Genomic DNA, 21,491 nt, shown 5'->3' with positions numbered 1-21,491 from the left:
CTGACAACGGCTCTCCGGAATGGCCCGGTCCGCCTGCGCGCGGCCATTGCCGGACGGTGAACTCCCGGCCCCCACCGTCGTGCGCCGGCACCGGGCGCCAATCAGTGCCGGCGTCACGATGTGGTCGCGTTCCGCCAGTGTGGCTACACGCGTTCGCCGATGCCCATGCGGAGTTGGGTTTCCTGGGCTCGTTCGGCGGCGGCGCTGGCTCCGTAGTGGCGGGGCATGTCCTCTGACGCCCAGCCGAGCAGGAGCATGAGGTCGCCGGTGTCGCCGCCGGCGCGTTTCCATTCGTGGGCGTAGTTGTGGCGCCAGCGGTGGGCATGGACGCCGGTCAGGCCGGCGGCCAGGCCTCGGCGTTTGAGCATGATCTTGACGCCGTTGGGGGCCAGGCGACGGATACCGCGTTCGGCCAGCCACAGATCGGGGAGGTCGGCGGCTTTGTGTTTCGCGCGGGCGCGGAGATAGCGGGACAGGGCGCGGGCGGTTTTCGGGCCGAAACGGACGCGGCGGTCCTTGTCGCCCTTGCCGCGGTAGCGAACGGATTCGGTGTCCAGGTCGACGTCGGCGAGGGTGAGGTTGCCTACTTCGGAGAGGCGGGCGCCGGTGTTGTAGTAGAGGCGGATCAGGGCCTCGTCGCGGAGGTTGACGAAAGTCTTGCCCTTGCAGGTGCCGAGGACCTTTCGAGTGTCGTCGTCTCGAATGACAGGGATCAGTTTTCTGGTCGTCTTGGGTTGTTTGACGCGGTCCATCGGGGAGCGGTCGATGTCCTCCTCGTCGTCGCGGAGCCAGCGAAAGAATTGTTGGAGGCCCTTGTGCTTGTTCAGGGCGGTGGCACCCGAGCGGGTGTCGATCATCCACGCCTGGAAGTGTTCGACGTGGGCGCGGGTGACCTCGCACGGGTCCTCGGCCGCCTCGTCGGACTCCGGGTCCGGCGAGTGCTCGGACAGGTAGCGGGCGAGCTGGGCCGCCGCCAGGAGGTAGTTGTAGCGGGTGGTCTCCGGATGTCCTGCTGAGCGCAGGGTCCGGTCCCAGTCGCGGAGGTAGCCCGACCAGGTCTTCGACAGGCCGGTGGTGATCTTGTCCAGGTCCAGCAGGGGCATGACAGAAACTCCCCGAGTCAAGGTGTCGCTGAGCGGCGTGCTTGACCCGTCCGAACATCCCAAGATCACAAAAAGAGGGCCTTCGCAGTGTCTGACCTGCGAAGACCCTCTTGGCCGTCGGGACGACAGGATTTGAACCTGCGACCCCTTGACCCCCAGTCAAGTGCGCTACCAAACTGCGCCACGTCCCGGCCGCATCCCGTTGTGGGGTGCGCGGATAGCTTAGCGCACCCGACAACGGGCCCCCGACACGGCCCCCCGTGTGTCGATCTCAAGGGTTCTGACCTGGGGCGGAGGTCCGCTTGGGGGCGGACCTCCGGTTCCCCTCGGTCGACTGCCGTTCCCCCGGATCGACGCCTCGTCACTATGCGTTCGCCGGGTTTCGTGCACTACCGCCGAAAGTCGAGTCATCTCGGTCAACTTTCGACGGACCGGTGGGTAGGTCGGCTTCCAGCGTCCAGCTTCCGTCTGCCCGTTCGGACGTGGTCAGGGTGCCGCCCACCAACGCCACCCGTTCCGACAGGCCGTGCAGTCCTGATCCTCCCGAGTCGGGTGGGGCGGGGCGGGTGTGGGGGATTCCGTTGGTCACGGCGATCTTCAGGTGTCCGTCTTGTTGGGACAGTCGCACGTGGACCGGTGTGCCCGGGGCGTGTTTTGTCACGTTGGTCAGGGCTTCCTGGACCACCCTGAACGCCGCTCGGCTCACCGACGGGGGCGGTGGGGTCGGGAGGTCCGCGTCCAGGGTGATGATCAGGCCCGCCGCGGCGGCTCGGTCTATCAGGTGGGGGATGTCGTGGTGGCCCTGGTTCGGTTCCGGGGTCAGCAGGCCCAGGGCTGCTCGCATCTCGGCCAACGCCTCTTTTGCCAACGCCCGTAGACGCCTCGCCGTCTCGCGGGTCTCCGGGTCGGTGGTGGTGGCCGCCAGGGCCGCCGACTCGACGGCTATCAAGGTGGCGTGGTGGCCTACCGCGTCGTGTATCTCACGGGCTATCCGCGCGCGTTCCGACGCCCGTGCGCTGAGTTCCCTGGCCTCCAGCTCCGCTTCCCTGGCCCGCGACGCCTCGGCGAGGCTCTCGGTCAGCTTCTCCCTCGTCGCGATCAACGCTCCCAGGGCGGTGGGGGCTCCCGACATGAACAGGCTGAAGGAGTACGTCAGGAGGATCGAGCCCACGGTCAGCTGCTGGTCCACCACGACCAGCGTCGCCGGCAGGGCTGTCGTCACCGCCGTCCAGAGGATCATCCGGCGCGGCGGGCTGGTGCGACCCACCCGGTAGAGGGCCACCACCGTGGGGGGCCAGCCCAGACCTCCTACCAGGGCCGGGAGGCACGCCACCACCGCTATCGACGGGTGCCACCGGCGCAGTGGGAGCAGCAGGCACGCCACCAGCGCCGTCGGGATCGACCACGGGTACGGGCCGCCGTCCGCGAGGAGCACCATCGCGGCGGGGACCGCCACGGCCAGCAGCTCCACGACGACCATCACCACGCGCCGCCCACCTGGTGGGCCACCAGGGCCGCCTGCACGCGGTTCTCGACGCCGAGCTTCGTCAGCACCGTCGACACGTAGCTCTTCACCGTCGCCTCGCTCAACCCCAGGTTCACGGCTATCGCGTTGTTCGACTGCCCGCTCGCCAGCAGCGCCAGGACCTGCTTCTCCCGGGCGCTCAGGACGTCGAGCTGGGGGTTCTGCCGGAACCTGCCGGCGGTGCGGAACCTGGGGAGCAGGCGGGCGGTGATCCTCGGGTCCAGGACCGCACCGCCCGCCGCCAGGTCGACCACCGCCCGGACCAGGGCCTCCGGCTCGGCGTCCTTGAGCAGGAAGCCCTGGGCGCCGACCTCCAGCGCCGTGGCCACGTAGTCGTCCAGGTCGAACGTCGTCAGCACGGCCACCGCGGGCGGGTTCGTCCACGCCAGCAGGGCGCGCAGCGCGGCCAGGCCGTCCATGCCCGGCATCTGCACGTCGACCAGCGCCACGTCCGGCCGGTGCCGCCGCACGGCGTCGAGCAGGGCCGCGCCGTCGGCCGCCTCGGCGACCACCTCGACGCGCCCGTCCGCCTCCAGCAACACCCGCAGCCCCCGCCGCAGCAGCGCCTCGTCGTCCGCGAGGACCAATCGCACCGGCACGTGGTCAGGCAACCGCATTCCGCCTGCTGGGGCAACAGATCACTTCTTGGGCTTCTTCTCCCGCACCCGCACCGAGATGCGCACCGGGCTGCCCTCGAAACCGAACTCCTCGCGCAGCTTGCGCTCGATGTAGCGCCGGTACCCGGCCTCCAGGAAACCGGTCGTGAACAGCACGAACGTCGGCGGCCGGGTGCCGGCCTGGGTGGCGAAGAGCACCTTGGGCTGCTTGCCGGAGCGCACCGGCGGCGGGGTGGCCGCGATCAGGTCGCTCAGCCACGCGTTCAGCCGTCCGGTGGGCACCCGGGTGTCCCACGAGTTCAACGCCGTGCGCAGGGCGGGCGCCAGCTTGCGGACCGCGCGGCCGGTGAGCGCGGAGATGTTGACCCGCTCCGCCCACGGCACGCGCACCAGGCCCCGTTCCAGCTCACGCACCATGGCGTAGCGCCGGTCCTCGTCGACCAGGTCCCACTTGTTGAACGCCAGCACGATCGCGCGGCCCGAGTCGACGGCCATCGTCAGCACCCGCAGGTCCTGCTCGCTGATCACCTCGGAGGCGTCCAGCAGCACGATGGCGACCTCGGCGGACTCGATCGCCGCCTTGGTGCGCAGCGACGCGTAGTACTCCGCGCCGGACGCGAAGTTCACCCGTTTGCGCAGGCCGGCGGTGTCCACGAAGCGCCACAGCTCGTCGTCCAGCTCGACCAGCGAGTCGACCGGGTCGACGGTGGTGCCCGCGACCGCGTCGACCACCGACCGCTCCTCGCCGGTGAGGCGGTTGAGCAGCGAGGACTTGCCGACGTTGGGCCGGCCGACCAGCGCGACCCGGCGGGGGCCGCCGGTGTTCGGGCCGAACGTGTCGCGCGGGGTCTCGGGCAGCGCGCCCAGGATCTTGTCCAGCAGGTCGCCGGACCCGCGGCCGTGCAGGCCGCTGACCGGGATCGGCTCGCCCAGGCCGAGCGACCACAGCATGGCCACCTCGCCCATCAGCCGCTCGTCGTCGACCTTGTTCGCGACCAGCAGCACCGGGCGCTTGGACTTGCGCAGCACCTTCACCGCGGCTTCGTCGGTGGTGGTCGCGCCGACCGTCGAGTCGACCACGAACACGATCGCGTCGGCGGTGCTCATCGCCAGTTCGGCCTGCGCCGCGACGGAGGCCATCATGCCGGTGGCGTCGGGCTCCCAGCCGCCGGTGTCGACCACGGTGAACTTGCGGCCGTTCCACAGCGCGTCGTAGGCGACCCGGTCGCGGGTCACGCCCGGCACGTCCTGCACGACCGCTTCACGCCGGCCGATGATGCGGTTGACCAGCGTCGACTTGCCGACGTTCGGTCGTCCCACGACGGCCAGGACGGGCTGCGGGATGCCGCCGCCCTCCTCGTCGCCGTCGAGTTCGTCACCGTCGAACGTCGACCACTCGGACTCGTCCGCCCAGGTGCCGTCCAAGTCCGTCATCCTGCTTCTCCACTCACGCTTCGCTTGCTGTCTAGCTCGGCCACCAACATGGCCAAGCGGTCGCGGACCTGCTCGGTCGCCTTCTCCAGCCCCAGCCGACCCTTGTCGGCGTTGAGCTCGAACGGCTCTCCGACCAGCACGTCCACCACGGGCCGGAACCGCCGGCCGGATCCTTCGGGGCGCCGGGTGCCGCGGCACGCGACGGGCACCACGACGGCGCCGGTCGAGCGGGCCAGCCACGCCGCGCCCTGCTGGGCCTGCGCGACGTCACCGGAGCCGCGGGTGCCCTCCGGGAACACCCCGACGACACCGCCGCCGCGCAGCACCTTCTGGGCGGCGAGCAGCGGCGCGCGGTCGGGCACGCCGCGCCGGACGGCGAGCTGGCCGATCCGGCGCAGGCCCCGCCCGGCGATCCCGCGGAACATCTCCTGCTTGATCAAGAACACCACGCGCCGGGGCAGGACGCCGAACAGGACGGGGCCGTCGACCATCGAGCTGTGGTTGGCGACCAGCACCACCGGCCCGGTCCGCGGGAACCGGGACTTCCCGTCCAGCCGCACCCGGAACGACCGGGCGACGGGCCAGCGGCCGATCAGCCGGCCGACGTCCATCAGCCACGGCCAGGTGCCCTCGGGCAGGTCCTCGTTCACCCGCCCACCGCCACGACCCGCAGCCCGCGCCGCTCGACCAGGTCGACCAGCGCGGCCAGCACGCCGGCCAGGTCGAGCGCGGTGGTGTCCAGCTCCACGGCGTCCTCGGCGGGCCGCAGCGGCGACACCGCGCGCGTCGAGTCGTAGGTGTCGCGCCGCCGCACGTCGGCCAGCGTCGCGTCCACTGTGGACGCGCGGCCGGACGCGTGGTCCTGCCTGGTCCGCCGCTGCGCGCGGGCCTGCGCGTCGGCGGTGAGGTACACCTTCAGCCCGGCGTCGGGCACGACCACCGTGCCGATGTCGCGGCCCTCCACGACGATCCCGCCGGCCCGCTCCAGCGCGGCGGCGATGATCTCCCGCTGCCGCGCCACGAGCAGTTCGCGCACCTCGGGCACGGCGGAGACCGGCGACACCGCGAGGGTCACCTCGGGGCCGCGGATCTCCGCGCCGACGTCCACGCCGTCCACGGCGGTGGTCGAGCGCTCCGGGTCGTCGCCCTGCTCCAGCCGGGCCGTCCGGGCGACTTCGGCGACGCGTTCGGCGTCGGTCGGGTCCACGCCCGCGCGCAGCACCGCCAGCGTCACCGCGCGGTACATCGCGCCCGTGTCCAGGTAACGCGCGCCGAGCGTCGCCGCCAGTCGGCGCGCTGCGGAGGACTTGCCGGTGCCGGACGGCCCGTCAAGGGCCACCACGCCACGCAGCTCACCGTGTCCCACCGGGGTTTCCTCCTCGAACGCGTGCCCTGTCGTCAACCTCCTATTGTGCCTGGTGTGAACCGTCACACCCGACTCGGCCCGCAGTGGTCGAGGTCGGGGCATCGCCAGCTGGACCGCGGACAACCGCGGCACGTCCGTCAGACCGGCCGGCCGCGCCACGCGGGCGGGGAGTTCCAGGCGTGGCGGTGAGCACTGCCAAGACGGGGTCCGCCGAGGTCAGGCCGTCGCGCACGAGCACTGTCGGACCTCGCTGCCGGCACCTGGCCGCGTTCGTCCGCGTCGATCAGGGTCATCCTGCGCCCGATTCTCAAGTCAGTCGAGGTCGGCCAGCAGGAGACCGCTGCGCGGCTTGGGCGTGAAGTAGGTGCTCTTGCGGGGCATCCGGCCGCCGGACGCGTGCACCGCGAGCACGTCCGCGACCGGCACGGGCGCGATCAGCAGCAGCACCTCCTCGTCCAGCGGCACGCCGTTGGTGACCGGGCGCACGTGCGGGCTCTCCGGGTCCAGGCCGAGCGCCTTCTCCAGCAGGTGGGTCTCCACGAACGCGTGGTCGATGCCGGGCTCGGGCAGTTCCACCCGCAACGCCCGCGCGCCGGACACGGCGACCACGACGCCGGGCGAGGGCCGGGCGGACACGTCGGTCTCGGCCACGGCCAGCCCGATCCCGCGCCACGCGGCCGCCAGGTCGTCCAGCGACAGCCCGGTGTCGACCAGGGCCCGGTGGATGGGCCCGACCCGCAGGTCCGGGCCGGCGGTGACGAGCGCCGGCAGCCCGGTCAGCCCGGCGGCGGCCGCGGCGGCGACCCGGTGGTTGCCGTCCGCGACCATCAGCGGGTGCGCGCCCGCGGCGGCCAGCAGGGCGTCCTGGTGGTGGCCGGGCCCGACCAGCCACAGCCAGTGCCGCCGCCCGCTGGGGTCGACCATCGACACCGCCGGCGGGGAGTCGACCTCGGCCACCAGCCGGGTCAGCTCGGACGGCTCGGACACGCCGGCGGCACCGGAGCGCGCGGGCCACCGCAGGGCGTCGCCGGGCACCGGGACGAGCAGGGCGGCGCTGGTCACGCAGCCCAGCCCGGCCAGCACCCGGGCCCGCTCGGCGACCACCTCCGGGTAGACCTCCTCGGTGTGCCCGACGGCGGCCGGGTCGGCCAGGCACAGCAGCCCGTAGGCGGTGCCGTCCGGCCCGTCCACCCGGTAGGGCGCGACGACGTCCGCGACCTGCCGGTACGCGGTCCGGCAGAGGTGGGCGAGCTCGGCGCGGGCCCCCGGTAACGCGTCGACCAGGCTCAGCCCGGCGGCCAGCGCGGCCGGGGTGCGGTGCGGGTGCTGCACCGCGAGCAACGTGCGGTTGCGCGTCGCCGCGAGGGCCTCCACGACCCGCTCGGGCTCGGCGAACTCGTCCACGTCAGGACCCGGCACCCGGTCCCTGACCACCCATCCACTGCGCACGGCCCGTACCCGAACAGTCATACCGCTTATGATGAAAGGTATGAACGTCGAGGTCACGCCCTTGCCGGGAATCGGCACCCGACAGGACTTCATGATCCGAGCCGGCCGCCGGATCGGGGTGATCACCTACCGCGACGGCAAGTTCGAGCTGATCGTGTCGAGCAAGGACGACCCCGACAACTGCTCGGCCTCCATACCGCTGAGCCCGGCCGAGGCGAACACGCTGGCCGGCCTGCTGGGCGCGCCGCAGCTCGTGGCGCACCTGGAGGACCAGCACCGCGAGGTGGCGGGCATCTCCACCAAGCAGTTCCCGATCGTGCCGGGCTCCAGGTTCGACGGCCGCACGCTGGGCGAGACCGAGCTGCGCACCCGCACCGGGTCCTCGATCGTGGCCGTGGTGCGCTCGGGCTCGGTGCACCCGTCGCCCCGCCCGGACTTCACCTTCGCGGGCGGCGACCTGGTGGTCGTCGTGGGCACCGCCGACGGGCTGGCCAAGACAGCCGACATCCTGGACGGCTGAGCGTTGCACGACACGGCGATCGCACTGGTCCAACTCGGCGCGGTCTTCTTCGGCCTGGGACTGCTGGGGAAGGTGGCCTGGCGGATCGGCATCTCGCCGATCCCGCTCTACCTGATCGGCGGCCTGGCCTTCGGGCAGGGCGGCCTGGTCCCGTTGCACGGCATCGAGGACTTCTCGCACATCTCCAGCGAGATCGGCGTCATCCTGCTGCTGCTCCTGCTCGGCCTGGAGTACTCGGCGGCCGAGCTGATGACCGGGCTCAAGCGGTCGTGGATGGCCGGTGTCGTGGACATCGTGCTCAACGCGGCGCCGGGCGCGATCGCGGCGCTGATCCTGGGCTGGGGGCCGGTGGGCGCGCTGGCGATGGCCGGCGTCACCTACATCTCGTCGTCCGGGATCATCGCCAAGGTGCTCGGCGACCTCGGCCGGCTGGGCAACCGGGAGACCCCTGTGGTCCTGTCGGTGCTGGTGTTCGAGGACCTGGCGATGGCGGTCTACCTGCCGATCCTGACCGCCGTGCTGGCGGGCGTGAGCTTCGTCGGCGGGCTGACCGCGGTCGGCATCTCGCTGCTGGCGATCACCGTCGTGCTGGTCATCGCGCTGAAGTTCGGCAAGTACGTCTCGGCCCTGGTGGACAGCCCCGACCCCGAGGTGTTCCTGCTCAAGGTGCTCGGCGCGGCGCTGCTGGTCGCGGGCCTGGCCTCGCAGCTGCAGGTGTCGGCGGCGGTGGGCGCGTTCCTGCTGGGCATCGCGATCTCCGGCTCGACGGCGGAGAACGCCACCCGGATGCTGGAGCCGTTGCGGGACCTGTTCGCGGCGATGTTCTTCGTGGTGTTCGGCCTCAACACCGACCCGCGCTCGATCCCGCCGGTGCTCGGCCTGGCCGTGGCGCTGGCGGTGGTGACCACGCTGACCAAGGTCGCCACCGGGTGGTGGGCCGCCCAGCGGCAGGGCATCGGCAAGCTCGGCCGGGCCCGCGCGGGCGCGGCGCTGGTCGCGCGCGGCGAGTTCTCGATCGTGATCGCGAGCCTCACCGTGGCCTCCGGCGCGGTGGACGGCGAGCTGGCGGCGCTGGCCACGGCCTACGTGCTGCTGATGGCCGTGCTGGGTCCGGTGGCCGCAAGAGTCGTGGAACCACTGGCCCGACTTTTCACCCGAAAGCGTGACGCTCAGCCCGCGACGGCCTGATCTGTATCTCCACAGCCACGGCGTTCCTCAGACATGACGCAACCACCCTCGTTCGGCCGCTTGAACACGACCGTCCGCCGGGGTTGCACTTGACTGCCGCCCAACCCCGAAGGGGGTCGTCATGCCTGAGGAAAGCCCCACGACAACCGGCCGCTACCTGGTGCTGCTGGAGGACAACTCGGTCGCCGCCGGCGTCCGGGAGATGAGCCGGGTCGCCGGCATCACCGCCGCGAGCACCACCGAGTCCGTCTCGCCCGAGGAGCTCGCGGCCTCCGACGGGATCATCTTCCAAGAGCTCGGCATCGCCGTGGTCAACGCCGCGCCCGAGCAGGTGACGCGGCTGGCCCGCGCCGCCGACGAACCCGGTCCGATCGCGGTGGTCGAGCCGGAGCGGATCGTCCAAGCCCTGACCGCGCCCGCCGCGGCCGAGGAGACGGCCTCCACCCTGGTGGACGAGAGCGTCTACACCTGGGGCCTGCAAGCCGTCGGCGCGACGCTGAGCTCCGCGACCGGCGCCGGCGTCCGGCTCGCCGTCCTGGACACCGGGTTCACCGTCGACCACCCGGACTTCGCCGGGCGCGCGGTGCTCACCAACTCGTTCATCAAGGGCGAGACGGTGGACGACGCGCACGGCCACGGCACGCACTGCATCGGCAGCGCCGCCGGCCCGCGCAAGCCCGTCACCGGCGGCCCCGGCTACGGCGTCGCGCACGAAGCGGAGATCTACGCGGGCAAGGTGCTGTCCAACGCCGGGTTCGGCGACGACGGCGGCATCCTCAACGGCATCGCGTGGGCCGTGGCCAACGGCTGCGCGGTCGTGTCGATGTCGTTGGGCGCGGCGGTCCGGCCGGGCACGCCGTACTCGCAGATCTTCGAGCAGGCCGCGCAACGCGCGTTGGCGAAGAACACGCTCATCATCGCCGCGGCGGGCAACGAGAGCCGGCGGCCCAACGCCGTCGCCCCCGTCGGCCACCCGGCGAACTGCCCGTCGATCATGTCCGTGGGCGCGATCGACGACCAGCGCGCCCTCGCGTTCTTCTCCTGCGGCACGGTCGACACCGTCGGCCAGGTCGACGGCGTCGGCCCCGGCGTGAACGTCTATTCGAGCTGGAACGGAAAGACCGAGGCGACGCGGCACAAGCGCATCCAGGGCACCAGCATGGCGACCCCGCACGTGGCGGGGATCGCGGCGTTGCTGGCGCAGCAGTACAACGCGCGCGGCTGGGAGCTGTGGGCGCGGCTGATGCAGTCGGGGCGTCGGCTGGGCTTGCCTTCCACGGATGTGGGTGCAGGATTGGTGCAGGCTCCCTGACACCGATCGCCGGAGGCGCCCGTGGACAAGGTCGTGGTCTCGGTCGCCGACGACAGCCTCTCGCAGCTCACCGCGGTGGTCGCGGCGCTGCGGGAGGCCGGTCTCGAGGTGGACGACGTGCTGGAGGCGCTGGGCATGGTCACCGGCTCGATCGCCCCGGAGGCGCTCGGGACCCTGAAGGACGTGCCCGGCGTCGCCGACGTGGAGCGGCAGCGCGTGCTGCGGCTGCCGCCGAGCTGAAGCGGGCATCACCCGAGATCTGCGCGCCGATCCGACGCCCTACGCTGTGCGGGGCGATCGACCCACCATCGAACACGTGTTCTATGATCACGGCCGGGTCGAGCCGGAAGCGCAGAGAGGAAACGAGAACGTGCAGGCGGACACGCTCGTGGAGCAGGAAGACCAGGTGGACGCCGTGGCGCCCGCCGAGCCCGTGCAGCAGGCCGAAGAGGCTCCTGAGGCACCCCCGAAGCAGGAGGAGGCGCCCGCGGCCAAGCCCGCGAAGCCCCGGGCCCCCAAGAGCACGGCCAAGAAGACCCGCACGGTCGAGTTGACGCTCACCGTCACCGGCACCGCGGACGGCGAGTGGCAGGCCGACCTGGTGCACGGCACCAAGCGGGTCGTGCAGGGCCTCGCCATCTCGGCCGCGGCCGTGTCCAAGGCGGCCAAGGAGCTGCACGAGGACATCGCCGGCGGCATCGAGGAGGTCATCGAGGCCGCCCGGTCCCAGCACCGCACCCGCATGGAGGAGCTGGAGGCCGAGCTGGCCAAGGTCAAGGCCGCGCTCGCCGAGCTCAGCGACGAGGACTGACCGGGCCGAGGGCCGCCCACTTCGAAGGGGCGGCCCTCCCCCCGGTTCACCGCGACGGGTCCAGCACCAACTTCCCGGTGGTGCGCCGCGACCGCAGGTCCTCGTGCGCCCGACGCACCTCGGACAGCCCGTACTCGCCCCCGGCGACGACCCGCAGGTCCCCGGCCAGCACGAGGTCGAACAACTCCCCCATGGCCCGGTGGACGACCCGTCCCGGCAAGCGGAACGCGTGCGGCAGCCACATCCCGACCACCGCCGTCGAGTGCGACAGCAGGTCGGCCAACGCGACGGCGGACGGCTGCTCCCGACTGGCCATCCCATAGAACGCGAGCCGGCCGAACGGTGCCAGCGCCGCCACGCTCTGGTCGGTCACCGCACCCCCGGTCATGTCCAGCACGACGTCGACCCGACGCCCGTTGTTGGCGTCCCGCAAGGCTTCGGTCATGTCGCCGACGGTGGAGTCGACCACCACGTCGGCCCCCAGCCCGGTCGCCAAGGCGCGCTTCTCGGCGGACGACGCCGTGGCGATGACCCGCCCGGCACCCCACTTCTTGGCCAGCTGAACGGCGATCGACCCCACCCCACCGGCCCCGGCGTGCACCACGACGCTCTCACCCGGCTCCAGGTGGACGCTCTTGCGCAACAACAACCAGGCCGTGGCCCCTTGCACCACCATGCTCAACGCCGTCAGGTCGTCGATCCCGTCCGGCACGTCGAACGCCGTGGCGGCCGGCACGGCGGCCTTCTCCGCGTACCCGCCGGACGAGGTCAAGGCGACGACCCGACGCCCGCCACCGACGAGCCCGACGACCTCCCCGCCCGGCACCAGCGGCAACTGCATCCGTGACAGGTAGGAGTTCTCCGCCTGGTGCGTGTCGGCGTAGTTCAGCCCGGCCCGACTGACCTCGACCAGCAACTCCCCCTCCCCCGCGACGGGGTCGGGCAACGAGACCTCGGTCAACACCTCGGGCCCACCGAACTCGGTGATCTGAATGGCACGCAACGGTTTCAGCCTTCCTCGACACGCGGACCGGGCGGATTGGGAAACCGGAACGGCTCGCTGGGCCGCCCCGCCTGCACGTACCAGCATTGCCCGGTTTCGCCGCCGCGCAACACGGCGAGGTAGGCGTCCACGACGTCGTCCACGCTCAGGATCGGCATCCCCGAGTCCTCCAGGAACGACTTGAACCCGGTGATGATCGCCGTGTCGGCGAACGAGGGGCACACGGCGTTGACGGCCACCCCGTCCGGAGCCAGCACCGGGCCCAGCGCCCGCACCAACGCCACGACAGCGGCCTTGTTGGCCCCGTACAAGGGATCCAGCGGCATCGCCATCAGCCCGGCCATGCTCGCCGTGACCACGATCTGCCCACCCCGCTTGCGCAGTTCGGGGAGCGCCGCGTGGACCCCGTAGACAACGCCGTCGAGGTTGATCCCCATGACGCTCCGATAGCGCTCGGCGTCGAAGTCGTCCCCGAGCCCGAAACCCGTCGCAACACCCGCGTTGAGGACAACGAAGTCCAACCGCCCGAAGGCCGACACACAGGCAGCGACCGCGGCGTCGCTGGCCTCGGAACGCCGAACATCACAAGCGACAAAAACGCCGCCCACCTCCCCTGCGACGGCCGTCCCACCCTCGACGTCCACGTCAGCGACCACCACCGACGCACCCAACGACGCCAGCCGCCGGACAACCCCCGCCCCGATCCCGTTGGCACCCCCGGTGACCAGGGCGACCTTGCCCAAGAACTCCACCCGCACCCCTCCCGACCCACATTCCGACCAGTCGGTATGGTCGCTCTGCCCCGACCCTGGCGTCAACCCGACCAGCCCGGTAACTTCGCCGACAACCCCTAAGCGCTTGCTCAGCAACCACCCCCATTGGAGGTCACCGTGGACGCACGCGTGGCAATCGTCACCGGCGCCGCACGAGGGATCGGCGCGGCCGTGGCGACGAGGCTCGCCCAGGACGGCCTGGCCGTGGCCCTGCTGGACCTGGACGAGGAGAGCTGCGCCGCACCCGTGGCCACGATCACCGCGGCGGGCGGCAAGGCCCTCGCCGTGGGCGTGGACGTGAGCGACAGCGACGCCGTCGACCGGGCCGTGCAACGGGTGGCCGATGAACTCGGCGCTCCCACCGTGCTGGTGAACAACGCCGGCATCCTGCGTGACAACCTGCTGTTCAAGATGACGAACGACGACTGGGACGCCGTGATGAACGTGCACCTGCGCGGCACGTTCCTGATGAGCCGCGCGGTCCAGAAGTTCCAGACCGAAGCCAAGTGGGGCCGGATCGTCAACCTGTCCAGCACCAGCGCCCTGGGAAACCGGGGCCAGGCCAACTACGCGGCCGCGAAAGCGGGGATCCAGGGCTTCACCAAGACCCTGGCCATCGAACTGGGCAAGTTCGGCATCACCGTCAACGCCATCGCCCCGGGCTTCATCGCCACCGACATGACCGCCGCCACCGCGGCCCGGGTGGGCGCGGACTTCGAGGACTTCAAGAAAGCGGCGGCCATGATGATCCCGGTGGGCCGGGTGGGCACGCCCGAGGACATCGCCCACACGGCGTCATTCCTGGCCGGCGAAGGCGCGGGTTTCGTCTCCGGCCAGGTCATCTACGTCGCCGGCGGACCGAAGGACTAGCCCGATGCGCACCTTCCCCACCCTGGACGCCCTGGGCGAGGCGACGGGCGAACACCTGGGCCACGGCTCGTGGCACGAGATCACCCAGCGGGAGATCAACCTCTTCGCCGAAGCCACCGACGACCACCAGTGGATCCACGTGGACCTGGAGAAAGCCAAAGCGGGCCCGTTCGGAGCCCCCGTGGCCCACGGCTACCTGACCCTCTCCCTGATCCCCAGCCTGGTCCGCGACATCTACACGGTCCAGAACCTCTCCATGGGCGTCAACTACGGCCTCAACAAAGTCCGCTTCCCCACCCCGGTAACCGTGGGGTCCCGCGTACGAGCAGGCGCGGAACTGACCAAACTAACCGATTTCCCCCCAGGCAAACAGGCCATAATCAAGGTGACGGTAGAAATCGAAGGACACCCCAAACCCGCCTGCGTTGCCGAAACGGTAGTCCTCTACATCCCCTGACCAAAACCCGCCACACACCCACCCGACAAGTCGTGTCATCCCCGTATGGCCCGCGCGCCAGCGAACCGCGCTTGGGTAGGTAGTGCAAGCACGCTTTTCGCTTGCACTACCTACCCAAGGGTGGTTGTCTTCGACCGGGCCATGCGGGGATGACACGACGACCCACGCCCTTGGTCATCCTTGGCGGCTCGCCCGTCCGGCGAGGACGCTTTGAACTTCCACTTCACTCCCCCGCCACCAACGCCCCCAACAACAAGTCCGCATAATGCCGCCCCACGTCCTTGGCGGACAGCGCCCCACCCTCCCGGTACCAGGCCCCCAGGTGGTGCACAGACCCGAAGAAGTAGTGCACGACCAGGTCAGCAGGAACATCACTCCGGAAAACCCCGGAATCGCGCCCCTCCTCCACCAACGACCGGAAGCGCTCGTGGTACCTGCGCCGTTCGGCGCGCATGGCCATCCGCTGGGACTCCGCGAGCTGGTCGGCCGACCGGAAGTACACCTTCGCCTGGTCGAAGTTCTCCACCGACGTCACCACGACGTCCACCGCCGCCGAGTGCAACCGCTCCTCGACCGCGCCGTCCCCGGCGGCGATCAGCTCCAGCCGCTCGGTCTGCATCCGCAGCAGGCTGCCGTAGATCTCGTGCAGCAGATCGTCCTTGGACCCGAAGTAGTGGTACATCGCGCCTTTGGTGACGCCCGCCAGGTCGACGATCTCCTGCACCGCCACCCGGTCGAAGCCCTTGTCGGCGAACAACCTCGTGGCCGCTTCGATCAGCCGCTCCGGCACAGTGCCCATCCGCCGAGCTTAATCTCTCTCTCCACCCCCACGCCGCCGCGCCCCACCACGACCGTCACTGGAACAACGCGATCGGACGGACGAGCAACTCGTCCGCGTCTCCCCGCCAAGCCTGCACCCGCCCCAGGCACACCGCGTCGAACACCCCTTCCGGCACGGCGTCGTCCAGGCCGCCTTCCAAGCACTCCACGCGCACCTTCGCGCCGTCCGCCCCCACCGACGCCAGCAGGACCGTGACCCCGTCCCGCTCCTCCTCGATCGAGAACTCGCCCTTGACCAACACGTACGCCTTCACCTTGCGCAACGACACCGGCCCCTCCTGCGCCGCACGTTCCAACGCCGCGCTGCGCACCACCGTCTGCTCGGTGAGGTCGACGTGCACCAGGCTCCCCGCCGCCTCCAGCGCGTCGAGCAGCACGCCGACCGCGCTGATCGGTTCGGCGCGCTCCAGGTAGGTCTTCACCACCTGCCGGTCGTAGGCGACGCCCGCTCCCAGGTCCGGCAACCCCGGGAACGCCACCTTCCCGTCCTTGGTCACGCCGACCCGGTGGGTGACCTCCTTGACCAGCGCGTCGCCGAAGCCGCCGACCTGGTAGAGATCCATCACGAACTTCGCGTTGAGGTACAGGGTCAGCCCCGGCACCTCGCGCACCGGCGCGAAGCGGAACCTCGCCCGCCACGCCACGAACGCCACGACCCCCGCCACTACGACGGCGAGCACGGTCACCAGCCACACCACAGCCCACGGCCACCACACCGACCACCACAACGAACGGTCGACCTCCACCGGACCCCCTCAACAACCGCGAATGTCCTTGACCGCCTGCGCCAGCGCCACGCCGTCCGCTTCCACCACCCGGCCACCGGACGCCGCAGCCACCCTCCCCAGCTCGACCGGATCCGCCGTCCCGAACCGCACGGCGTACGTACGAGCGGGCTTCGGCCACGCCGCCAGCAACTCGTTCACCGTCATCCCCGCGTTGTTCTCGCCATCAGTCAGGACGACGACAACCCCGCCCGCAGCCTCCCTGTACGCCACGTCCAGCGCCGACCACACCGCAGTGCCGTCCTGCAACTCTCCGGCCAACAACCCCTGTAGGGAAACAAGATCGGCCGCACCCCGCACCACCACCGTGTCCGCCGCCAGAACCGACCCGGCGAACCTCACCACAGTGATGCTCTCCCCCACCCGAAACCCCTCGAACCCACCCGTCCCCGCGACCCCACTACCGACACCACCACCGATCCCGCTCAACCGGGCGAACACGTCCCGCAGCCCGTCGATCCGCTCCCCCGCCATCGAGGTCGAGTAGTCCAGGACGAACACCACCCGCGCCGGTTCTCCGGCCCGGTCGTAGGCCGCCAACAACGCGTCCACAACTCCCTGGGACCCCGGGAAGTACAACGAGGTCCCCAACTCAGCCCGCAGTGCGGCGGGCCTGTCCACCCCGGCGTCCACCGGCCGACGGAACGTCCCCATCAACGCCCGTTGCCCGCGTTCTCCCAGCAGCCACCCCACAACGCGGTCGTAGGCAACCCTCTTCTCCGGCTTCAACAACATGACCGGGTAGTCCGCCAACACGATCCCGTCGCGCGGGTACACGACCTCCAACTGCTCACGGACCCGGCCGGAAGCGTTGAGCGACAACACCGTCGACTCATACGTCACTACCGCGTCGAGCTGATCCTGTTGCCGCACATACTCTTCGGCGACGTCCTCCGCTTCGGTCACCGCCGCGCGCCCCACCAGGAACCCCTGCACCTTGTCGCACCGCACATCTTCCGGCTTCAGCGCCGCCCCGGTGCCGGCCGCGGCCGTGGCCACGCCGATCAACGCGGCCAACCCGCTCCCCGCGACCCGCGGATCGGCCATCAAGTACTTCAACTCCCCCACCCCGGCAACGGAAGCGAGAGACGCCCAGGACGGCGAGGTCTCCTTCACCTTCCCCGGTTTCACCCCGACCACCACCGGCGACAGCATCACGCTCGTGGCCAACGGCACCGTCCCGCCCGCCAACCTCAGGTACCGGCTGGTCGACAGCCAGGCCAGGTCGTGCCGGGCCCCGGCGCGGATCTCCGCGCTCGCCCGCACGGTCCCCCGGTGGTCCAGCCGCAGGTCGACCCCGGTGTCGCGGCGCAGCTCGGCCAGCACCGGCCGGAGGTCCGCGAGCTCCGCCCCTGCCAGCACCATCAACGTCACCGGTTCCGGCTGGGACGTGCACCCGCCGACCAGCGCCACCACCAACATGAGCAGCGGCCACCTCACGGGCAGCCACCGACCTCGACAATCATCTTCTCCAGCAACCGCCGGTTGGGCATCCACGTCTCGGTGTCGCCGACCCCGCTAGTGGGCGTGGGCAACCCGCGCTGTTGCAGGTACTCCGACAGCGCGCCGTAGTGGGAGGTCTCCCCGCTCGGCCCGAGCACCCGGAAGCCCAGTTCCAGCGCACGCCGCCGCAGCGCGGGGTTCTCCGACACCAGCTCGCCCAACCGGCTGCCCGCAGGCGTGAACGCCAGCAGCTCCGGCGCGGTCTCGTGCTGCGCCTCGGGGTAGAGCAGCACGCGGGTGCGGTCCGGCTGCCCGGTCCGGTCCTGCACGGCGAACTGGTGCGCCAGGAACTGGTGCTCGTAGACCACCACGACCGTCGCGAACGTCCGCCCGTCCGGGGCCAGGAACTTGGGGGCGTGGTCGTCGCCGTACTGCCCCTCGACCTCCAGCAGCGGCTTGATCCCACGGGCGATCCGGACCGCCGTGTCCTCCTCGGTCGGTGGCCGGTTGCCGTTGAGCGAGAACGCCAGCATGCCCAGGTACGCCGACCCCGAGTAGGTGCGGCACGGGTCCGGGATCTGCGCGATGAGCCGGTTGTTGTTGCTCATCCCGTAGTCCGACCAGAACTTGCCCTCCTGCATCACCTTGATCAGCGCGGGCACCGAGAGGTCGTAGTAGAGCCCTTCGCTCCCCGCCTGCTCACGCACCACCCCGGCCTGCTCCAGCGCTGCCACGTACTCCGCGTAGGTGGCCAGCACGATCGGCGTGAAGAACGGACGGTACGGGTTGACGGGCTTGCCCTTGCGCCGCTCGTACACGACCTCCACCGACGACTGCCCCGACGGGAAGACGAAGTCGAACTCGTCCAGGTCCTGCCGGCCGACCAGCTCGCGCGACCCGACCGGTGTCATCCGCACCTGGATCCGGTGCGCCATCAGCAGCCGCTTCACCTCCGGGTCCTGGAAGAAGTCGCGCTTGGACGCGATCATCCCGCGCACCACCAAGACCTGCTGCACGGGCAGCGCCACCGTGCCCGAGGCGAACAGGGCGATCACACCGGCCAGCGCGACCGCCACCGCCACCCCGAACGGCAGCAGGAAGCGCTTGCGGCGAAATACCGAACGAGGTGGTTCGACTACCCTGAAGCCAGGCTCTTCGGCCACGACATCCCCCGGGTGAGCGGTTGTCCCACAGGATATGTCGCACCCGGTAGCCGTCAGGTTACAAACCGGCCCCGCACCGGACTACATGCCGACCGTCGCCCCACCGTCGACCACGAGCGTCGCACCGGTCACGTACCCGCCCGCGTCCGAAGCGAGGAACACCACTGCCGCGGCCAGTTCCTCGGGATCACCCACCCGGCCCATCGGCAGCCGCGCGATGTGCGCGTCGAGGTAGCCCTCCGGGTACTGGTCGGTCATCTCCGAGGCGAAGTACCCCGGTGCCAACGCGTTCACCCGAATGCCCTTGCGCCCGGTCCACTGCTGCGCCAGGTCCCGCGTCAGCCCCAGCAACGCGGCCTTCGACGCCGAGTAGGCCGCCTGCGGCAACCCTCCCGACACCAGCCCCAGCACGCTGGACACGTTGACGATCGACCCGCCGCCGGTCATCACCGCCGCCGCGGCCTGGGCCATCCAGTAGGCACCGCCGAGGTTGACCTCCACCACCGCCCGGAACTGCTCCGGCGTCTCCCGCGACGCCGGCACCGCCGACGCCACCCCGGCGTTGTTCACCAGCACCCCGACCGCACCGAACTCCGCAGCCGCCCGTGCCACCTCGTGACAGTCCTCGGGCACGGAGACATCCGCCCGCACGACCAACGCCCGCCGACCGGTGGCCTCGACCAGCGCCGCCGTCTCCGCCAGCCGCTCGACCCGGCGCGCCGCGAGCACCACGTCGGCACCGGCCTCCGCGAGCCCCTTGGCGAACGCGACGCCGAGCCCCGACGACGCGCCCGTGACGATCGCTACTCGGCCGTCCAACCGGAACCTGTCAAGAACACCCACTACACCCTCCACAAAGGACTTCCAGAGCACCTCGGCCCACCCCTGCCGATCACAAACCCACGCCCAGCCCGATCACAGACCCAGGTCCCGGCCGATCAGTTCCTTCATGATCTCGTTGGAGCCGGCCCAGATCCTGGTCACCCGGGCGTCCATCCACGCGCGGGCCACGCGGTACTCGGTCATGTAGCCGTAGCCGCCGTGCAGCTGGACGCACGCGTCGATGATCTCGTTCTGCACGTCCGCGCTCCAGTACTTGGCCTTCGCCGCGTCCACCGCCGTCAGCTCCCGCGCGGTGTGCGCCAGCGTGCACTGGTCGAGGAACGCCTGCGTCACGTCGACCTTCGTGGCCAGCTCGGCGAGCGTGAACTTGTTGTGCTGGAACGACCCGATCGACTGGCCGAACGCCTTGCGCTCCTTCACGTACTCGATGGTCTCCAGCAGGATCTGCCGGGCGTGCGCCAGGTTGGAGATCGCGGCGCCCAGCCGTTCCTGCGGCAGGCGCTCCATCATGTGCACGAACCCGCGGTCGACCTCGCCGATCACGTTGTCCGCCGGCAGCCGCACGTCCTGGAAGAACAGCTCGGCGGTGTCCGACTCGGGCTGGCCCACCTTCTCCAGCTTGCGCCCGCGCTCGAAGCCCGGCATCCCGGTCTCCACCGCGAACAGCGTGATGCCCTTGGACCTCTTCTCCGGGCTGGTGCGCGCGGCGACCACGATCAGGTCCGCCGAGTAACCGTTGGTGATGAACGTCTTGGAGCCGTTGAGGACCCAGTCCGACCCGTCGCGCACCGCCGTGGACCTCAGCGCCGCGAGGTCGGACCCGCCGGACGGCTCGGTCATGGCGATGCCGGTGGTCAGCTCCCCGCTGGAGAACCGGGGCAGCCACCGCCGCTTCTGCTCCTCGGTGCACAGGTCGACCAGGTAGGGCGCGACCACGTCGCCGTGGATGCCCAGGCAGCTCGCGACGCCCGCGCTGACCTTGCACAGCTCTTCGCCGAACACCGCGTTGAACCGGTAGTCGCCCGCGCCGCTGCCGCCGTACTCCTCGGGCACTTCGAGGCCGAGCAGCCCCTGCCGGCCCGCCTCCAGCCACACCTCGCGGTCGATGTGACGCTGCTCGACGAACCTCTCGTAGCCCGGTCGGATGGTCCGGTCGACGAACGCGCGCGCCGTCTCGCGGAACGCGTCGTGGTCGTCCTCGAACAGCGTGCGGCGCACCGGACCCTCCCGTACTAAGCGGTTGCTTAGGGCTAAGCGTGCGCTTAGCCTGCGATAGGCTGACCGACCTTGTCAAGGAGGCCCCGAATGACCGCCCACGAGTTCGACCTGCTCGATCGGACGTGGAGCGACATCACCCCGCCGGCCGCCCGCCGGATGCTCGTCGCGGCCGCCGCCGCGTTCGCCGGGCGCGGCTACCACGCCACCACCACCCGCGACATCGCCGCGCAGGCCGGCATGAGCCCCGCCGCGGTCTACATCCACTACCGGTCCAAGGAAGACCTGCTCTTCCAGATCTCCCGGATCGGCCACACCGCTTCCCTCGACGTCCTCACCTCGGCCGCCACCTCGGCCGCCACCCCAGCCACCACCCCGGCCGCAGGCAGTGCCGCCTCCCTCACCTCCCCCGAGCCGGACCCGGCCGCGCGGATGGCCGCCGCGGTGTCGGCGTTCGCGTCGTGGCACGCCGAGCACCACACCACCGCCCGCGTCGTGCAGTACGAGCTGAACGCGCTCACCCCCGAGCACTTCGCCGAGGTGGTCGTCCTGCGCAGGCGCATCGAGGACACCGTCCGGCGGATGATCGAGGACGGCGTCGCGGCGGGCGTCTTCCACGTCCTCGACGCGCGCGGCGCGACCTTGGCGGTCCTCTCGCTCTGCATCGACGTGGCCCGCTGGTACCAGCCCGGCGGCCGCCGCTCCCCGGCCGACATCGGCGCGCTCTACGCCGACCTCGTCCTCCGGATGCTCGGCACCTGACACCGCTCCCCT

At 70.9% G+C, this 21,491-nt stretch carries 23 protein-coding genes and 1 tRNA gene; 8 read left to right on the top strand and 16 right to left on the bottom strand.

Going from position 1 to position 21,491, the window contains the following annotated elements; all coding sequences use genetic code 11:
* Window positions 1–143 precede the first annotated feature (143 nt).
* The 8 genes from BN6_RS09595 to BN6_RS09560 form a co-directional block, all read right to left on the bottom strand.
* Window positions 144–1,103 carry a tyrosine-type recombinase/integrase gene (locus tag BN6_RS09595; RefSeq protein ID WP_015099383.1) on the bottom strand — a complete coding sequence of 320 codons (960 nt, stop codon included), beginning with the start codon at window positions 1,101–1,103 and terminating at the stop codon, window positions 144–146.
* Window positions 1,104–1,220: 117 nt separating this feature from the next.
* Window positions 1,221–1,294: transfer RNA gene (locus tag BN6_RS09590), tRNA-Pro, on the bottom strand.
* A gap of 173 nt (window positions 1,295–1,467) precedes the next feature.
* On the bottom strand, window positions 1,468–2,583 hold the full coding sequence (locus tag BN6_RS09585; RefSeq protein ID WP_041316401.1) for a sensor histidine kinase: 1,116 nt from the start codon (window positions 2,581–2,583) through the stop codon (window positions 1,468–1,470).
* Window positions 2,583–3,245 (bottom strand): response regulator, encoded by a 663-nt coding sequence (locus tag BN6_RS09580; protein ID WP_015099381.1) that lies wholly within the window; start codon window positions 3,243–3,245, stop codon window positions 2,583–2,585. The genes BN6_RS09585 and BN6_RS09580 overlap by 1 nt, the downstream gene beginning before the upstream one ends.
* 21 nt (window positions 3,246–3,266) lie before the next feature.
* Window positions 3,267–4,679, bottom strand: coding sequence for a ribosome biogenesis GTPase Der (der, locus tag BN6_RS09575; RefSeq protein ID WP_015099380.1), 1,413 nt, complete (start codon window positions 4,677–4,679; stop codon window positions 3,267–3,269).
* Window positions 4,676–5,329 carry a lysophospholipid acyltransferase family protein gene (locus BN6_RS09570; protein ID WP_015099379.1) on the bottom strand — a complete coding sequence of 218 codons (654 nt, stop codon included), beginning with the start codon at window positions 5,327–5,329 and terminating at the stop codon, window positions 4,676–4,678. Before BN6_RS09570 ends, der begins: the two co-directional genes overlap by 4 nt.
* Window positions 5,326–6,045 carry a (d)CMP kinase gene (gene cmk, locus BN6_RS09565; protein WP_015099378.1) on the bottom strand — a complete coding sequence of 240 codons (720 nt, stop codon included), beginning with the start codon at window positions 6,043–6,045 and terminating at the stop codon, window positions 5,326–5,328. The genes BN6_RS09570 and cmk overlap by 4 nt, the downstream gene beginning before the upstream one ends.
* A 312-nt stretch (window positions 6,046–6,357) precedes the next feature.
* Window positions 6,358–7,515: a DUF1015 family protein gene (locus BN6_RS09560; RefSeq protein ID WP_015099377.1), complete on the bottom strand. Its 1,158-nt coding sequence runs from the start codon at window positions 7,513–7,515 to the stop codon at window positions 6,358–6,360.
* A gap of 19 nt (window positions 7,516–7,534) precedes the next feature.
* Here BN6_RS09560 and BN6_RS09555 point away from each other — a divergent pair, with 19 nt between their 5' ends.
* The 5 genes from BN6_RS09555 (at window position 7,535) to BN6_RS09535 (ending at window position 11,325) form a co-directional block, all read left to right on the top strand.
* Complete coding sequence (locus tag BN6_RS09555; protein ID WP_041312403.1) at window positions 7,535–8,014, top strand: cation:proton antiporter regulatory subunit; 480 nt, start codon at window positions 7,535–7,537, stop codon at window positions 8,012–8,014.
* Window positions 8,015–8,017: 3 nt separating this feature from the next.
* On the top strand, window positions 8,018–9,202 hold the full coding sequence (locus tag BN6_RS09550; RefSeq protein ID WP_015099375.1) for a cation:proton antiporter: 1,185 nt from the start codon (window positions 8,018–8,020) through the stop codon (window positions 9,200–9,202).
* Window positions 9,203–9,323: 121 nt separating this feature from the next.
* Window positions 9,324–10,514 (top strand): S8 family serine peptidase, encoded by a 1,191-nt coding sequence (locus BN6_RS09545; protein WP_015099374.1) that lies wholly within the window; start codon window positions 9,324–9,326, stop codon window positions 10,512–10,514.
* A gap of 21 nt (window positions 10,515–10,535) precedes the next feature.
* A complete protein-coding gene (locus BN6_RS09540; RefSeq protein ID WP_015099373.1) occupies window positions 10,536–10,754 on the top strand; it encodes a hypothetical protein in 219 nt (72 codons plus the stop codon).
* A 76-nt stretch (window positions 10,755–10,830) separates the two neighbouring features.
* Window positions 10,831–11,325 carry a DUF6319 family protein gene (locus BN6_RS09535; protein ID WP_148302789.1) on the top strand — a complete coding sequence of 165 codons (495 nt, stop codon included), beginning with the start codon at window positions 10,831–10,833 and terminating at the stop codon, window positions 11,323–11,325.
* A 46-nt stretch (window positions 11,326–11,371) separates the two neighbouring features.
* On the opposite strand, the gene BN6_RS09530 is transcribed toward BN6_RS09535, so the two are convergent.
* Together BN6_RS09530 and BN6_RS09525 are read right to left on the bottom strand one after the other, a co-directional pair.
* Window positions 11,372–12,328, bottom strand: a complete 957-nt coding sequence (locus tag BN6_RS09530; protein ID WP_041312395.1) for a quinone oxidoreductase family protein — start codon at window positions 12,326–12,328, stop codon at window positions 11,372–11,374.
* Window positions 12,329–12,333: 5 nt separating this feature from the next.
* Entirely contained in the window at window positions 12,334–13,197 is an 864-nt protein-coding gene (locus BN6_RS09525; protein ID WP_231905163.1) for an SDR family NAD(P)-dependent oxidoreductase, read from the bottom strand.
* 21 nt (window positions 13,198–13,218) lie between these two features.
* On the opposite strand from BN6_RS09525, the gene fabG reads away from it, so the two are divergent.
* A complete protein-coding gene (gene fabG / locus BN6_RS09520; protein ID WP_015099369.1) occupies window positions 13,219–13,971 on the top strand; it encodes a 3-oxoacyl-ACP reductase FabG in 753 nt (250 codons plus the stop codon).
* Window positions 13,972–13,975: 4 nt separating this feature from the next.
* Window positions 13,976–14,428: a MaoC family dehydratase gene (locus tag BN6_RS09515; RefSeq protein ID WP_015099368.1), complete on the top strand. Its 453-nt coding sequence runs from the start codon at window positions 13,976–13,978 to the stop codon at window positions 14,426–14,428.
* A gap of 223 nt (window positions 14,429–14,651) precedes the next feature.
* Here BN6_RS09515 and BN6_RS09510 read toward each other — a convergent pair whose 3' ends face one another.
* From BN6_RS09510 to BN6_RS09485, 6 genes are all read right to left on the bottom strand, one after another.
* Window positions 14,652–15,227 (bottom strand): TetR/AcrR family transcriptional regulator, encoded by a 576-nt coding sequence (locus tag BN6_RS09510; RefSeq protein ID WP_015099367.1) that lies wholly within the window; start codon window positions 15,225–15,227, stop codon window positions 14,652–14,654.
* A gap of 55 nt (window positions 15,228–15,282) precedes the next feature.
* Window positions 15,283–16,014, bottom strand: a complete 732-nt coding sequence (locus BN6_RS09505) for a hypothetical protein (protein ID WP_015099366.1) — start codon at window positions 16,012–16,014, stop codon at window positions 15,283–15,285.
* 9 nt (window positions 16,015–16,023) lie between these two features.
* Window positions 16,024–17,475, bottom strand: a complete 1,452-nt coding sequence (locus tag BN6_RS49505; protein ID WP_015099365.1) for a vWA domain-containing protein — start codon at window positions 17,473–17,475, stop codon at window positions 16,024–16,026.
* A 14-nt stretch (window positions 17,476–17,489) separates the two neighbouring features.
* On the bottom strand, window positions 17,490–18,659 hold the full coding sequence (locus BN6_RS09495) for a hypothetical protein (RefSeq protein ID WP_015099364.1): 1,170 nt from the start codon (window positions 18,657–18,659) through the stop codon (window positions 17,490–17,492).
* Window positions 18,660–18,740: 81 nt separating this feature from the next.
* Window positions 18,741–19,502 carry an SDR family NAD(P)-dependent oxidoreductase gene (locus BN6_RS09490; RefSeq protein ID WP_015099363.1) on the bottom strand — a complete coding sequence of 254 codons (762 nt, stop codon included), beginning with the start codon at window positions 19,500–19,502 and terminating at the stop codon, window positions 18,741–18,743.
* Between the two features lie 72 nt (window positions 19,503–19,574).
* Window positions 19,575–20,720 carry an acyl-CoA dehydrogenase family protein gene (locus tag BN6_RS09485; protein ID WP_015099362.1) on the bottom strand — a complete coding sequence of 382 codons (1,146 nt, stop codon included), beginning with the start codon at window positions 20,718–20,720 and terminating at the stop codon, window positions 19,575–19,577.
* 87 nt (window positions 20,721–20,807) lie between these two features.
* Between BN6_RS09485 and BN6_RS09480 the strand changes: the two genes are divergently transcribed.
* The gene (locus tag BN6_RS09480; protein WP_015099361.1) at window positions 20,808–21,479 is read left to right on the top strand and encodes a TetR/AcrR family transcriptional regulator; all 672 of its coding nucleotides are present in this window, start codon (window positions 20,808–20,810) and stop codon (window positions 21,477–21,479) included.
* The last annotated feature ends 12 nt before the right edge of the window (window positions 21,480–21,491 follow it).

Origin of the sequence: Saccharothrix espanaensis DSM 44229 (genome assembly GCF_000328705.1) — a bacterium.
Lineage (GTDB): Bacteria > Actinomycetota > Actinomycetes > Mycobacteriales > Pseudonocardiaceae > Actinosynnema > Actinosynnema espanaense.
The sequence above is the reverse complement of the archived record's forward strand: the minus strand, read 5'-3'. Positions and strand labels throughout refer to the sequence as shown.